At 72.5% G+C, this 13,224-nt stretch carries 9 protein-coding genes; 7 read left to right on the plus strand and 2 right to left on the minus strand.

Features of this window, described 5'->3' with window-relative positions; all coding sequences use genetic code 11:
* Window positions 1-393: 393 nt before the first annotated feature.
* Complete coding sequence (locus tag ACZ4FV_RS30185; RefSeq protein ID WP_395860462.1) at window positions 394-1,563, minus strand: alkaline phosphatase PhoX; 1,170 nt, start codon at window positions 1,561-1,563, stop codon at window positions 394-396.
* Between the two features lie 258 nt (window positions 1,564-1,821).
* Here ACZ4FV_RS30185 and ACZ4FV_RS30190 point away from each other — a divergent pair, with 258 nt between their 5' ends.
* Window positions 1,822-2,760, plus strand: coding sequence for a TIGR03086 family metal-binding protein (locus ACZ4FV_RS30190; RefSeq protein WP_465323768.1), 939 nt, complete (start codon window positions 1,822-1,824; stop codon window positions 2,758-2,760).
* Window positions 2,761-5,041: 2,281 nt separating this feature from the next.
* On the opposite strand, the gene ACZ4FV_RS30195 is transcribed toward ACZ4FV_RS30190, so the two are convergent.
* Window positions 5,042-5,968 (minus strand): LysR family transcriptional regulator, encoded by a 927-nt coding sequence (locus tag ACZ4FV_RS30195; RefSeq protein ID WP_465323769.1) that lies wholly within the window; start codon window positions 5,966-5,968, stop codon window positions 5,042-5,044.
* A 301-nt stretch (window positions 5,969-6,269) separates the two neighbouring features.
* Here ACZ4FV_RS30195 and ACZ4FV_RS30200 point away from each other — a divergent pair, with 301 nt between their 5' ends.
* From ACZ4FV_RS30200 to ACZ4FV_RS30225, 6 genes are all read left to right on the plus strand, one after another.
* A complete protein-coding gene (locus tag ACZ4FV_RS30200) occupies window positions 6,270-7,526 on the plus strand; it encodes an MFS transporter (protein WP_402233629.1) in 1,257 nt (418 codons plus the stop codon).
* Window positions 7,527-7,591: 65 nt separating this feature from the next.
* Window positions 7,592-8,041 carry a MarR family winged helix-turn-helix transcriptional regulator gene (locus tag ACZ4FV_RS30205; protein ID WP_395860471.1) on the plus strand — a complete coding sequence of 150 codons (450 nt, stop codon included), beginning with the start codon at window positions 7,592-7,594 and terminating at the stop codon, window positions 8,039-8,041.
* Between the two features lie 290 nt (window positions 8,042-8,331).
* Window positions 8,332-9,783 (plus strand): DUF4331 domain-containing protein, encoded by a 1,452-nt coding sequence (locus tag ACZ4FV_RS30210; RefSeq protein WP_402233632.1) that lies wholly within the window; start codon window positions 8,332-8,334, stop codon window positions 9,781-9,783.
* 3 nt (window positions 9,784-9,786) lie between these two features.
* Window positions 9,787-11,085 (plus strand): tetratricopeptide repeat protein, encoded by a 1,299-nt coding sequence (locus tag ACZ4FV_RS30215; RefSeq protein ID WP_395860475.1) that lies wholly within the window; start codon window positions 9,787-9,789, stop codon window positions 11,083-11,085.
* On the plus strand, window positions 11,082-12,656 hold the full coding sequence (locus ACZ4FV_RS30220; protein ID WP_465323770.1) for a nickel/cobalt transporter: 1,575 nt from the start codon (window positions 11,082-11,084) through the stop codon (window positions 12,654-12,656). The genes ACZ4FV_RS30215 and ACZ4FV_RS30220 overlap by 4 nt, the downstream gene beginning before the upstream one ends.
* Window positions 12,657-12,741: 85 nt before the next feature.
* Window positions 12,742-13,125, plus strand: coding sequence for a hypothetical protein (locus tag ACZ4FV_RS30225; protein ID WP_402233636.1), 384 nt, complete (start codon window positions 12,742-12,744; stop codon window positions 13,123-13,125).
* Window positions 13,126-13,224 lie beyond the last annotated feature (99 nt).

The following is a 13,224-nucleotide window of genomic DNA, read 5'->3' on the forward strand; positions in this document are numbered from 1 at the left end:
CGGATGCTGCATGCGGCGAGTCTCCTGACTGGGCGGTGAATGCTCCACCGACCCGGGGTCCGCGAAAGTTTGGTGTATGGGTCTGACTCTAGAAAGTATTGCGGCCGGATCGCCGTCACGACTCCCCCGCAGGGCTTGACGTCGCGTACTACGAGGGACGTAGAAACGAAGCGCTACTACCGCCCCTGCACTGCGCCCGATCTCCACCCTGTGCCCACCCGCACCGCCGGCCGGCCTCGCTGAATGGGTTCACCATCCCCGACCTCGCGAACGTCGTCCGCCCTCGGGTCCGCAACACCGGTGACGGCAGCGGGGACGGGCGGCGGCGGCCTCTCCGGGCTCGCCCGCCCGCCCATCCCCGCTTCGGGGCCGAGGAGCCCCGCACCACCGGCGTCAACCCGCGTCGCGGAAGGGCCCCGTCACCTCGAACGTCACTCCGGCCGCCGGGGAGTTGGAGGTGCCGCGCTGCGAGGAGAAGTACAGCCGCCGCCCGTCGGGGGAGAACGCCGGGCCGGTGATCTCGGAGCCGTCGTGGCCGGTCACCTGGAGGAACGGCGCGACCGTGTCGTCCGGGGTGATCAGGCAGATCTGCAGGTCGCCGCCGTCCTCGGCGACGAACAGGTCGCCGTTGGGCCGCCCGGTGATGTTGTCCACCCCGGTCAGCGGCGCGGACCCGGCAGGCACCAGGTCGTCGTCGTACGCGATGTCCAGCACGCTCGTCGCCGCGTCGTACACCCACACCCGGTTGTCGCCCTTGGTGGTGAACCACACCCGCCCGTCCCGATAGTGCACGCCCTCGCCGCCCTTGAAGCGGCGCGCCTCGGCGACCTGGTTGCGCGTTCCGGCAAGCCAGTCGCCGGGTCGGGGTACGGTCCGCCAGGTCACCGGACCGGCCACCGGTGCGGCCGGGGCGCACAGCACCTCCAGGCGTCCGCGCGAGAGGTCGCCCCATGTGTCGGGGGTGAATCGGTAGAAGCAGCCGTCGGATTCGTCCTCGGTCAGGTAGATCACGCGTCGGTCCGGGTCTGCGGCGGCGGCCTCGTGCTTGAAGCGCCCCATGGCGTCGCGCTTGACCGCTCCGGTGCGGCCGTACGGGTCGGTCTCCCACACCCTCCCGAACGCGATCTCCTCACACGAGAGCCACGTTCCCCACGGTGTGGCCCCTCCCGCGCAGTTCACGTTCGAGCCGCCGAGGATGGAATAGGCGCCGACGATGTTCCCGTCCGCGGCGAAGCGCAGCGCCGAGACCCCGCCCACCAGCGGGAGTTCGGAGTTGGAGACGTAGATCCACCCGGTTCCGTCCCGGAAGCAGGCGCCGCCGTCCGGCGCTCCGTGCCACAGGTGGGTGGTTCCCGTGACCAACCGTCCGCTCTTGGCCACCACGCGCGAGGTGAACCCGGCCGGCAGCCGTACGCCGTTGGCGTCCGGCAGCGAGAGCGCGCCGTAGGGTCCGGTGCCCGGCTGCGCGGGGCCCGCGTGTGCGGCGGACGCCCACAGCGAGCCACCGAGCACCAGCCCGCCCGTTCCGACGGTGGTGCCCCGCAGGAATGTACGCCGATCCATGTCGTACTCCCTTCCGGCGACGGCCGGAACCGCCGCATGCGACTGGCGTTACCAGTGGGTACGTTACGGCCGAAGCACCGTCACGGGATACGCGCGCGAGTGAACTCCCGGTGACGATCGGGCGTCCGGGCCGCCCCGCCGGCGCGGGACGCTCGCCGGGAGGGCGTACCGGCCGACGCCGTCGGCCGGCCGCGGCGACGCCGCCGCGTGTCGCGTTTGTTCAATCCGTGCCGGCAGGCCCGTGTCTAGGGTTCACACATGACCGAAACGATCAGTGAGCTTCTCCGGCACGCCTCCCGCGAGGCGGTCGCGGTGATCGGCGCGATCACCGACGAGGAGTTGCGCCTGCCCACGCCCTGCGCCGACTACCAGGTGCGCGACCTGCTGAATCACCTCTACCAGGTGGTCGTGAACTTCCAGGCCCTGGCCGCCAAGGAATCGGTGGACTTCTCCACGACTCCCGACTTCCTGGTCGGCGATTGGCGGGCCGGCTTCGAGGTCGAGACGACCCGGCTCGTCGCGGCGTGGGCGGCACCCGGTGCCGAGGAGGGTATGTCGGGTGGCATGGGCTTGCCCGCGCGGATCGTGGGGTGCATGGCGCTCCTCGATTTGACCGTGCACGCGTGGGATCTCGCCCGCGCCACCGGCCGGGAGTACACACCACCCCCGCGGGTGATCCCCGCGTTGCACGAACTCGTCGACACGATGGCCGTGACCGCGCGCGAGATGAAGGTCTTCGCCGAGCCCGTCCCGACCGCCGAGAACGCCTCGCCGTTCGACGACCTGCTCTCGCGCACCGGCCGCGACCCCCGCTGGAGCCCGACACCCGCGAGGGGCGTGACCACGACCGGCGTCGCACCCGCCGCGCCGCCGCGCCCCGACGGGTCACGTCATTGCCCTACCGCGACGATCGCCGCGACCGTGTCGAGCAGTTCGAGGAGCGTGCCGGGGAACTCGGGCAGCATGCGGATGGCGATCGTCCAGGTCTGCACCGAGTCGCCCAGTCGGTCGATCGCGCCGGCCGCGCGCAGGTCCCGGACGATCCATCGTTCGTGCTCCTGCGGATCCTTGGTGATCGGCACGCCCATCGTGAGCATCAGCGCCATTCCGGCCGGTGCGCAGTGGGCGCTGATGTCGCGCACGGTGAGGGTGCCGCGCTCGATGGAGTCCCGGACCCAGGACGCCCTTCCGGTGTAGGCGTTCGGCCGGAATCGCAGGCCGTCGAGCAGGATTTCGCGGGGACAGTCCGGCCGCTGGACCAGAGCGTCGACGGGGCCGAGGGTCAGCGGTCGGACCGCGCGCGCCGCGACCAGTTCCGGCCAGGGGATCGGTATGCCCTCGTGGGTCAGGTACCTGATCGCATCGCTGCCCCGGCGAATCTCCGCGACCACGTGCGCCGGATCCCCGGCGGTCGCGGCGTACCGACGCATGCGATCGAGACCGTCGGGTTCGGCGAGCGCCTCGCGCACGTACCGGGCCACCTCGGCGTCGAAGGGAGGAGCCGCAGTTCTCCCCTGCCGCGCCGGCGGGGTGACGTCGTCCAGCAGCGCACGCACCGCGTCCGCACCGCCGCGTTCCCAGATCGCGACCAGCATCCGGCTCGCCGCGGCCGCGGTGTGCACCCGGGTGCGGCGCAGGATCAGCCGGACCACTCGGGGGTCCCCGGAGAACAGGCCGGTCATCAGGTGCCTTTTGCGCTCGATCAGGCTCAGCCGGCTCAGGGTTTCCAACAGGTCGTCGGTCGTCGGCACCGCGCCGCGCTCGCCGTGGCGGTCCACACCGGCCAGGACGCGTACGCGCTGGGCGTCCGTCAGCGGCGCGTCCCGAAACAGCACGGCGTTGACGTCGGGGTCGTCGAGGTCCAGCAACTCCTCGACGGATTCCGGCACTTGCTCGGCACACATGGCTCGCGCGAGGTACACCCGCCTCCCGTGTACGGCGGTGATCCGGGCGCGGGTGGCGGCGTTCGTCGACGGTGACGCGAGGACGTCGCGCAGCGTGGGCAGGTCGAGGTCGGGCACGAGGGCGTCGCGAACGTGCTGCGGCGCGGCCCGAAAGAGCGTCAGGAATCCCGCCCGCGCCGCGTCGGCCGACGCGGGCGACCCGGGCGACCCGGCATGGGTCGCGTCCCGTGCGAGATGATCCGGGGTGACGCCGACCGGTACGACGTCGCCCCGCGCGATGTCGTCCGGCCCCGCCCCGCTCACGGTGCGTGCCGCCAGGACATCGGTCACGAGCGCGGCCGACGATCCCCCGTACGCGCCCAGTCGGGTGTATACGGCCGCCCACGCCGCGCGGTCCGCTCCCAGCGGCGCGACCAGTTCGGCGATCGCCCTCCGATTCCCGGGCTCGTCCGCGTCCAGGCACCGCAGGGCGTCGACCGCGGGCGCGATCTCGGCGAGGACGCGCTCGGCGGACAACCAACCGCATCGTTGTCGACGGCGGATGAACTCCGGCCACCACTTGGGGTCGTGCTCGAGTTCGGGATCCACCGACAGGTCGTCCGGCAGCCGGTGGGCGAGCCGGGCGGTGCCCGCGCGATCGTGCCGGTACGCCTCGCGCACGAGGTCTTCGGGGCAGTCGGGTTCCATCACCAGTCGGGTGAGGACAGGCGCCGGCAACGGGTTGCGTACCTGTTCGGCTCGGACCAGGTCCCAGTCGATCACCGTCGAGCCGCGCTCGGTACGGGCCCGCCCGGTCGCCAGTAGCCACAGGCCCGTGGGGCCCGGTGGGCCGGCCGGCTCCTCGTCGATCCGGGCGAGCAGTCCGGGGTGCCCCAGCTCGTCCTCTTCCTCCCGCGCGCGGCGCACGAAGTCCGCGAACTCGGCCGGACCGACCAGCTCGCGCAGCCCGCGCACGCGGTCGAGCAGCAGATCGGGTGGCATTCGCGAGCCGATCCGCACCAGCGTGGCCGCGAGGACCTCGCCGAACGGGGTGTACAGGAGTTCGTGCCGGAAGACGTGGTCCCCCTCGACGAGCCAAGGGACGAGTCCGTCCGGCGCGCGCCAACCCGGATCGGTCGGGTCGGCCGCGGCCATTACCGCCGCCATCACCTCGGCCCGATCCCAGTCGTTGCGCCGGAATGTGCACAGCGCGCGGCCCAACTCGGGCCGACCCAGCCGGGCGAGCGCGCACAGCGCCGCCGTCCCGGCGAACTCCGCCTCCGCCAACGCAAGTTGCAGTTCCACGTCGCCCGATGCGAGCACCACGTCCACGAGCGCGGGCGGCGCTCGGTGCGCCTTGCCCAACAACCGCGTGCACTCCGCCCGCAGTCGGTCCTTCAACGCCTCGGCATCACCGGGCCGGACGGCGCGAAAGGCCGCCGCCACGCCGGCGTGCGTCGCCTCCCCCTCGTACCACCAGTCTCGCTCCACCGACATGGCCGGGACGCTACGCGATCCACCCCGCCCCCGCCGCGAGCAGGCCCCCGCCCGCCCCCGCCGGAGCACGCGGCCGCCTCCGTGCTCCCGGACCGGAGTCAGGTGCCGAGGTCGGTGGTGACGGCGGCGAGGTGGAGCAGGCCGGCGGCGTCCCTGGCGGCCTGGCTGAAGGCATGGATGTTGCTCGTCGGGGTGACGCCGAGCCAGGTGGGGATCCATTCCAGCGGTGGGGCGTCACGGAACGGGATGTAGGCGACGTCGGCGCGGGCGTAGTAGCGGGCGACCTGGGCGCCGACCACGAAGGCGCCTTCGCCGGCGCCGATCAGGGCCAGGGCCTCCTGGAGGGTTTCGAAGCGAGGGCCGGCTTCGATCGGTACGCCCGACGGGGTCCGCGGGGGTGTGCGTTCCGCGCGCCAGTAGTCGGGCGCGGTTCGCCCCGCCCGCAACAGCTTGACGGCGGCGAGATCCTCCATGGAGACCGTGTCGCGACCGGCCAGGGCATGGGTCGAGGACACGGCCAACATGCGGTGCTCGGAGAACAGGACCGGACCGTTGACCATGCCCGGCTCCTGATGCGGCAGGGTCACGATCACCAGGTCCACGTCACCGTCGCGCAGCCGAGGGAGCGCGTCGAAGATCTGCAACTCCCTGGGTTGCACCCGGCAGCCGGGCAGCCGCTCGGCGTACAACCGGGCGGCGTGGAGCGTGAGTTGTCCCACTGCGGGCCCCAGGAACCCGACCCGCAGCACGTGCTCGACGCCCTTCGCGGCGTCGATCGCCTTCTGCAGCCCGGCCTCCAGTTCCCGGTACACCGGCAACAGGTCGTCGTGGAGTTGCCGACCGGCCGCGGTCAGCCGGACGTTCCGGCTGGTGCGTTCGAACAGCGGGGTCCCGATCCGGCGTTCCAGCCTCTGGATCGTCTGGCTGATCCGGCCGGTGCTCAGGTGCAGGCGTTCGGCGGTGCGGCCGAAGTGCAGTTCCTCGGCCAGCGTCAGGAAGGCCTCCAACTCCACCCGCTCGAGCATCGACGCGCCCCATCGTTGAATCCGGCTAAATGATCGACCCACTATCTCACCTTGTCGACGCCGACGGTGCCCAGCAGGGTGGACATGCACGCCTTCCGGCTCCGGGCCCGCCCGGGAGGACGTTGCCGGGTCACGCCGATCCCCCTCCCTTTTTCGCGGAGCCATGTCCTGCGTGCCCGCACAACCACCCGATGTCCGCACGATCATCAGGAAGACAACGCATGAACCCGCAAACCACCGGCGGCACCGTCCCCCGGGACGTTTTCCCGACCCCCGCGCACCGGTCGATCGGGGTGGCCCGATGACCGCCGTCGATGTCGGCGTCGACATCGCCGTCGACAGGCCCGAGACACCCACCCCCGCCCCTCGGGACAACGAGCGTGTGCCCTTGCGCAGGTGGCTCGCCGTCGCGGCGATGGCGGTCGGCACCTTCGCCCTGGTCACCGTCGAATCCCTGCCCGTGGGGCTGCTTCCCTTCATCGGCTCGTCGCTGCACGTCTCGGAGGGCACCGCCGGGCTGATGGTGACGGTCCCCGGCCTGGTCGCCTCCGCCACGGCGCCGCTGCTGCCGGTGGCGATCCGCCACCTGGACCGGCGGATCGTGCTGCTCGGTCTGATCGTCCTGATGGTGGCCGCCAACGTCCTGTCCGCGCTCGCCCCCAACTTCGCGATCCTGCTCGCCGCACGCTTTCTCGTCGGGATCAGCATCGGCGGGTTCTGGGCCCTCGCGGCCGGGCTCGCCGTGCGCCTGGTCCCGGAGCGGTCCGTTCCCCGAGCGGTCGCCATCGTCTTCGGCGGCGCCACGGCTGCCAACGTGCTCGGTGTACCGGCCGGAACGCTGATCGGCGGGCTCGGCGACTGGCGGATCGCGTTCGTCGCCGTCGCCGGGCTCGGGGTGATCGTCCTCGTGGCCCTGTTCGTCCTGTTGCCCCCGTTGCCGGCCGGCCAGGCCGTGCAACTAAGGACACTGGCACGGGAGTTCCGCAATCCGGTGGTGCGGGCGGGCGTCCTGGCCACGTTCCTGCTGGTGAGCGGCCACTTTGCCGCGTTCACCTTCGTCAGCCCCGTACTACAGGACGTGTCGGGAATCGACGAGGGCATGGTCGGCCCGCTGCTGCTGGGCTTCGGTGCCGCGGGCATCGCCGGCAACTTCCTCGCGGGTGCCGCCTCGGCCCGCGACGTCCGGGTGACCATCGTCACCATCAGCGTCGTACTGACCGCCGTCCTGGCGATCTTCCCTCTCGTCGGCCGCACCCCGATCGGCGGCACGGCCCTGATGATCGTCTGGGGACTGGCCTTCGGCGGTGTGCCGGTCGGCGTACAGACCTGGATCCTCAAGTCGGCACCGGAGTCGACCGAGGCGGCCACCGCGCTGAACACGTCCGTGTTCAACCTGGCCATCGCGCTCGGCGCCCTGTTCGGCGGCATCGTCGCCAACAATGTCGCGCTGACCGCCGTGCTGACCACCGGCGCCGTCCTCGCGCTCCCCACGACCCTGGCGATGTGGCGCGCCGGCGGGGGCACCCGCCGGGGTCGAGACGTCACGGCCCCTCGGTGAGCGGCCCCCGCGCCGTCGCCGGGCCGGGCACGCCGTCGACCGGCACATACCGAAACGGAGCCGCCATGGACGAGACACTCGCCAATCAGCCCGCCGGGTACTGGACCGGCGCGGCACACACCGCGGTCATCGCCTTCATCAACGCCGAACACGCGAAGCTCGGCCTGAGCCAACGGCACTGGATGACGCTGAACCGGCTCGCCGCCGACGAGGGCGGTCTGACCCGCGAAGCCCTGACCGAGGCGCTGCGCGAGTACATGACACCCCAGGTCGGCGATGTGTCCACCTACGCCACGATCGTCGACGACCTGCTCGATCGCGGCTGGATCACACCCGGCCACGACGGCCGACTCACCCTCACCGCCGCCGGCCGCACGGGCCGAGCCCGTCTCGCGGCGATCGCGCCCCGGGTCCGGGAGCGAATCCACGCCGGCATCCCGGACGAGGACTACGCCCTGACCGTGCAAGTACTGCGCCGCATGATCGCCAACGTGCACGAGCGGATCGGGACATGACGAAACGGACGACGAATGCGGATGCGGAGACCTCCATGACGAAAAGCCGCTGACCCGCACCGGACGGGCCCGCGCACGGCGTACGTGCGCGGGCCCGTCCGCGTGTGCGCCCGAACGCCTCTCGTCGATACGCATGCCACCGGGTCGTCGGTGGAACCCGGCGCGAACCTCGGCCGGGGACAAGGCTGTTACACCTCCGCGGCAATCGTGGGCAAACCGCGGGTCGGCCGACACCGAATCAGAGGTGCCACGGCAGGCCATGCCGTGCGATGCCGAGGGGGAACCCCGCCATGAACCACCACATACACCGCCATCGGTCCGCCGCGGCGCTGGTCGCGGTCGGCGCGCTGCTCGCGGCGGGCAGCGTCGCGCTCACCGACGCCGCTCCGGCCACGGCGTCCAGCCATCGCGAGGCACCGCTGATCGCGGCCGGTCCGCAACTGGACAACACCGACGTGTACGCGTTCGTGAGCCCCGACCGTCCGGACACCGTGACGCTGGTGGCCAACGTCGTCCCGTTCCAGGAGCCCAACGGCGGCCCCAACTTCCATCCGTTCGCCACCGACGCGCGTTACGAGATCAACATCGACTCGGACGGCGACGGCAAGCCGGACGTCACCTACCGCTGGACGTTCCGCGACGAGGACCGGCGCGGCAACGACACCTTCCTGTACAACAACGGGCCGGTCACCTCGCTGGACGACGAGAACCTGCTGTTCCGGCAGCGGTACACACTCCAGGAGATCCGCGGCACGAACGCGCGGACGCTGCTGGACCAGGGACGCGTGGCGCCCTCGCGGGTGGGTGCCGCGTCGATGCCGGACTACAGGGGCCTGCGCGACGCCGCGCTGCACGATCTTCCGGGCGGTGGGCGGGTGTTCGCGGGACAGACCGAGGACCCGTTCTTCCTGGACCTGCGGGTCTTCGACCTGCTGTACGGCGGCAACCTCAAGGAGGTCGGGCAGGACACGGTTGCCGGGTACAACGTGAACACATTGGTACTCCAAGTCCCCAAGACGGCACTGGCGTTGCGCAACGACCCCGGGCGCAACCCGGTCGTGGGGGTGTGGAGCACGACGTCGCGGCGCGGCATGAACGTGGTGGTGGCCGACGGCAAGGACCGTGACTGGGGCCGGTACGTACAGGTGTCGCGGTTGGGCAATCCGCTGGTGAACGAGGTCGTGATGCCCGCCGGGCTGAAGAACCGGTTCAACGCGCTGACCCCGGACCAGGACCGGACCGTACCCGAGCTCGTCGACCGGGTGAACCGGCCCGAGGTACCCGGGCTGATCGAGAAGATCTACGGGATCAAGGCCCCGCAGGGCCCGCGCGCGGACCTGGTGGAGATCTTCCTGACCGGCATCGCGAAGGCGACCAACGGTCCCATCCAGGTCGACCTGAACTCGCAACTGCTGAACAAGGACGTGGATCCGAAGACGTTCGTGCCGGCGGAGGAGATGCGGCTGAACATGTCGATCCCGCCCACCGCGAAGCCGAACCGACTCGGGGTGCTCGGTGGCGACTTGGCCGGGTTCCCCAATGGGCGTCGGCTGACCGACGACGTCGTGGACATCGAACTCCAGGCGCTGGAGGGGGCCGTGGCCACCGGCCGGCCGGTGCCGGCGCTCGCGCGCGGGGACATGGTGGACGCCGGGAACCGGCCGTTCGCGGCGACGTTCCCCTATGTCGCGCTGCCGGAGTACTGGCCGGTGAACCGTGCCGTCGACGCGCCGAGCGGGTGAATCGTGCCGACGCTGCGAGTGTGGGGCGCGGGTGCGGTGGCGGGGATCGTGCTGATCGCGGCTCCCGTCGCCGTGCGCTCACTGGACACCGACCGGGGAAGCCAGGCTTCCCCGGTCGGGGCGCGGGCGGCGTCACCGGCCGACCCGATCGCCGCCGCGCAGGCGCGGTTGCGTGAAGTGCCGGACGACGCAGCGGCGTTGGCCGCGCTGGGTGGGGCGTACGTGGAGCGGGCCCGGGTCACCGGCGACGCGTCGTTGTACGTCCGGGCGGGCCAGGCGTTGGATCGGGCGCTGGCGTTGTCCGGGCCCGGGACGCCGACGCGGGTGACCGCGCTGGTGGCGTCCGCGGCGCTGGCGAACGCCCGCCACGACTTCGCCGCCGGGAAGGAGTCGGCGGTCCGGGCGATCGAGGCCGATCCGTACCACGCGCCCGCGTACGGGGCGCTGGCCGACGCCGCCACCCAACTCGGCGACACCGAGGGCGCCACCGAGGCGATCCAGCACATGCTCGACCTGCGCCCGTCGGTGGCCGCGTTCACCCGCGCCTCCTACGACCTGGAACTGCGTGGCGACGTGGAGGGCGCGCGCACCGCGCTCGATCGGGCGCTCGACGGCGCGTTCACTCGGGACGAGGTCGCGTACTGCCGGTTGTGGCAGGGCGAACTGGCGCGCCGTTACGGGGATCCCGCCGGGGCACTCGGCTCCTACGAGGCGGGGCTGCGGACGGCGCCGGGCGATCCGGCCTTGCGTGCGGGGCGGGCCGCGGCGTTGGCCGACGTGGGACGCGTGGACGAGGCGCTCGCCGAGTACGACCGGGTGATCGCGTCCGCGCCGATCGCCCAATACCTGATCCGCTACGGCGAGTTGGCCGAGCGGGCCGGAAGGGCGGAGCTCGCCCGCGAGCAGTTCCGGCTCGTGGCGGCCCAGTTCGCGGTGCAGGAGGCGCAGGGCGCGACGGACGACGTGGCCCGGGCGGTGTTCGAGGCCGACCACGGCGATCCGGCCGAGGCGGTCGGGCGCGCCGAGGCGGAGCGGGCCCGCCGAGGTTCGGTGCACACGGCGGACGCGCTGGCCTGGGCGCTGTATCGGGCGGGGCGCGCCGACGCGGCGCTGCCCTACGCGACGGAGGCCACGGCGGGTGGGTGGCGTGATCCGGACGTACTGGCCCACGCGGCGGCGATCCGCGCTGCCGCGTCGATGGATGCGGGGAAGGCGGCGGACGCGGGGAACGCCGGCGGTACGGCCGGCGCCGGTCGTACGGGGACCTCGGCGGCCTCCGGGACCTCGGGAGGCGGGCGATGAGGGCGCGGTGGGCGGTTGCCGGGTGTGCGGCCCTGTTGGTCGCCATGGGTGTGCTCGTCGGGGCAGCGCCCGGGGCGTCGGCGCACCCGTTGGGGAACATCAGCGTCAATCAGGCCCACCTGTTGACGCTGCGTCCCGATCGGGTGGAGGACCTCGCGCTCGTGGACGAGGCGGAGATTCCCACGCTCCAGGAGGCGGGACGGCGCGACCTCGACCACGACGGACACGTCTCGGCCGCCGAGTTGCAGGCCCACGCGGACGCCGAATGTCCGCGTCTGGCCGACGGGTTGCGGCTGTGGATCGACGGGCGGCCGGCTGCGGCCTGGACGGTGCTGCGGGCGGGCGCCGAGCTGGTGCCGGGCGCCGCGGGCCTGTCGACCACGCGCACGGAGTGTCGGTTGGGCGCGGCGGCCGATCTGTCCCGCCCCGCCAGGGTCTCCGTGCGGAACGACAACCATCCGGGCCGGGCCGGGTGGCACGAGGTCACCGCCTCCGGCGAGGGTGTCGCGCTGGGCACCTCCCCGGTGCCCCGGACCAGCACGAGTGGCGGACTGCGTTCCTACCCGGTGGACTTGCTCTCCTCCCCGCCGGATGTGCGCGGCGCGGACCTGCGGGTGCGTCCTGGCACGGATGCACCCGTGCCGGGCGTGCGGCGATCGACGCCGAACCTGATCGAAGGGGCGTACGCGGGTGTGCAACGTCGCTTCGACGCGGTGCTGGGCGCGGACCACCTGACCGTGGGGGCGGGCGTTGCCGCGGTCCTGCTGGCACTCGTACTGGGCGGCTCGCACGCGGCCCTGCCCGGGCACGGCAAGACGATCATGGCGATGTACCTGGCCACGCGTGGTGCGGACGGGCGTCGTCAGGGAGTGCGCGACGCGGTGACGGTGGGGGCCGCGGTGACCTTGACACACACGGCCGGGGTGCTGGTGGTCGGGACGTTGTGGAGCGTGTCGACGTCGCTGACCGGCGAGCGAGTGTTGATGTGGCTCGGGGCTGCGAGCGGGCTGCTCGTGGCGGGCATCGGGGTGTGGCTGCTGCGCGCGGCGGTATTCGCGCTGCGGGCGGGTCGGGCCGGGGGCGATCGCGCGGTCGTGCACGCGTACCGCGGACACGGACACGCCCGTGGGCACTCCCACGCGCATTCCCACTCCCACACACGTGCGCACGCCCACGCGCATTCGCATTCCCGCGACCAAACGACCGTCGCCGACGCCCACGCCCACGCCCACGCCCACGCCCCAGCCGATCCGACCGTTCGCGGTACGCGCCCCGGGCGCGGTGTCCTGATCGGCATGGGTGTCGTCGGCGGCCTGGTGCCCAGCCCGTCCGCGCTGGTCGTCCTGTTGGGCGCCGTCGCGCTCGGGCGCACCGTGTTCGGCGTCCTGCTCGTGCTGGCCTACGGACTGGGCATGGCCGCCGTGTTGACCGCCGCCGGCCTGGTCCTGGTCCGCCTGCGACCCACGTCCCGGCACCTGCGGGGTTCGTGGTGGTCGCGATATCTCCCGCTCGCCACCGCCGTGTCCGTGATCGCGGTCGGCGTGGTGTTCACCGTTCGCGCGGTGGGCTGAGGCCCATCGCCGTATGTCGACGCACACATGAGGAAGGGAGTCGGTCCCGATGACGACGAGGGTGAGGACCCCGATGAGGACGAGGATGCGGGCGACGACGGGCACGGCGCTCGCGGTGGCCGCGCTGTGGGCCTGCGCCGCCGGGTGCACGGGGTCGGGCAAGGACGAGAATCCCGAGCGTGCCTCGTTCGAGGCCGCGCCCACGACGGCGACGTGCCAGGAGCACCAGCGGTCGCGACCCGGACCGGAGTACACGTCGCAGGAGGAGGGCGACACCGCGAAGGTCCTGAACGTGCTGGAGCACTACACGGCGAACGGGCGCAAGCCTTACTGCGACGGCAAACCCGCGACGGCGACCGACCTCGCGTGGGCGCGGTTGTACGTCGACATGGGCGCGGACGCGGCTTATCTGTCCGGCGAACTCGGCGGCGGAGGCGTGCCGGACGAGGACCCGACACCGTCGCCGTGACGGTCGGTCCGAGTCGGCCCGGCCCGTCGCCCGGGCCCAACCGCGGGGGGGGGGGGGGGGGGGGGGGGGGGGGGGGGGGGGGGGGGTGGGGGGGGGGGG

The sequence above is a fragment of the Embleya sp. NPDC025285 genome (assembly GCF_055558835.1).

What these genes read in the sequence shown, in the direction of transcription:
- ACZ4FV_RS30185 (WP_395860462.1), bottom strand. Translation starts at nt 1,563, where the DNA reads ATGGATCGGCGTACATTCCTGCGGGGCACCACCGTCGGAACGGGCGGG.
- ACZ4FV_RS30190 (WP_465323768.1), top strand. Translation starts at nt 1,822, where the DNA reads ATGACCGAAACGATCAGTGAGCTTCTCCGGCACGCCTCCCGCGAGGCG.
- ACZ4FV_RS30195 (WP_465323769.1), bottom strand. Translation starts at nt 5,968, where the DNA reads ATGCTCGAGCGGGTGGAGTTGGAGGCCTTCCTGACGCTGGCCGAGGAA.
- ACZ4FV_RS30200 (WP_402233629.1), top strand. Translation starts at nt 6,270, where the DNA reads ATGACCGCCGTCGATGTCGGCGTCGACATCGCCGTCGACAGGCCCGAG.
- ACZ4FV_RS30205 (WP_395860471.1), top strand. Translation starts at nt 7,592, where the DNA reads ATGGACGAGACACTCGCCAATCAGCCCGCCGGGTACTGGACCGGCGCG.
- ACZ4FV_RS30210 (WP_402233632.1), top strand. Translation starts at nt 8,332, where the DNA reads ATGAACCACCACATACACCGCCATCGGTCCGCCGCGGCGCTGGTCGCG.
- ACZ4FV_RS30220 (WP_465323770.1), top strand. Translation starts at nt 11,082, where the DNA reads ATGAGGGCGCGGTGGGCGGTTGCCGGGTGTGCGGCCCTGTTGGTCGCC.
- ACZ4FV_RS30225 (WP_402233636.1), top strand. Translation starts at nt 12,742, where the DNA reads ATGCGGGCGACGACGGGCACGGCGCTCGCGGTGGCCGCGCTGTGGGCC.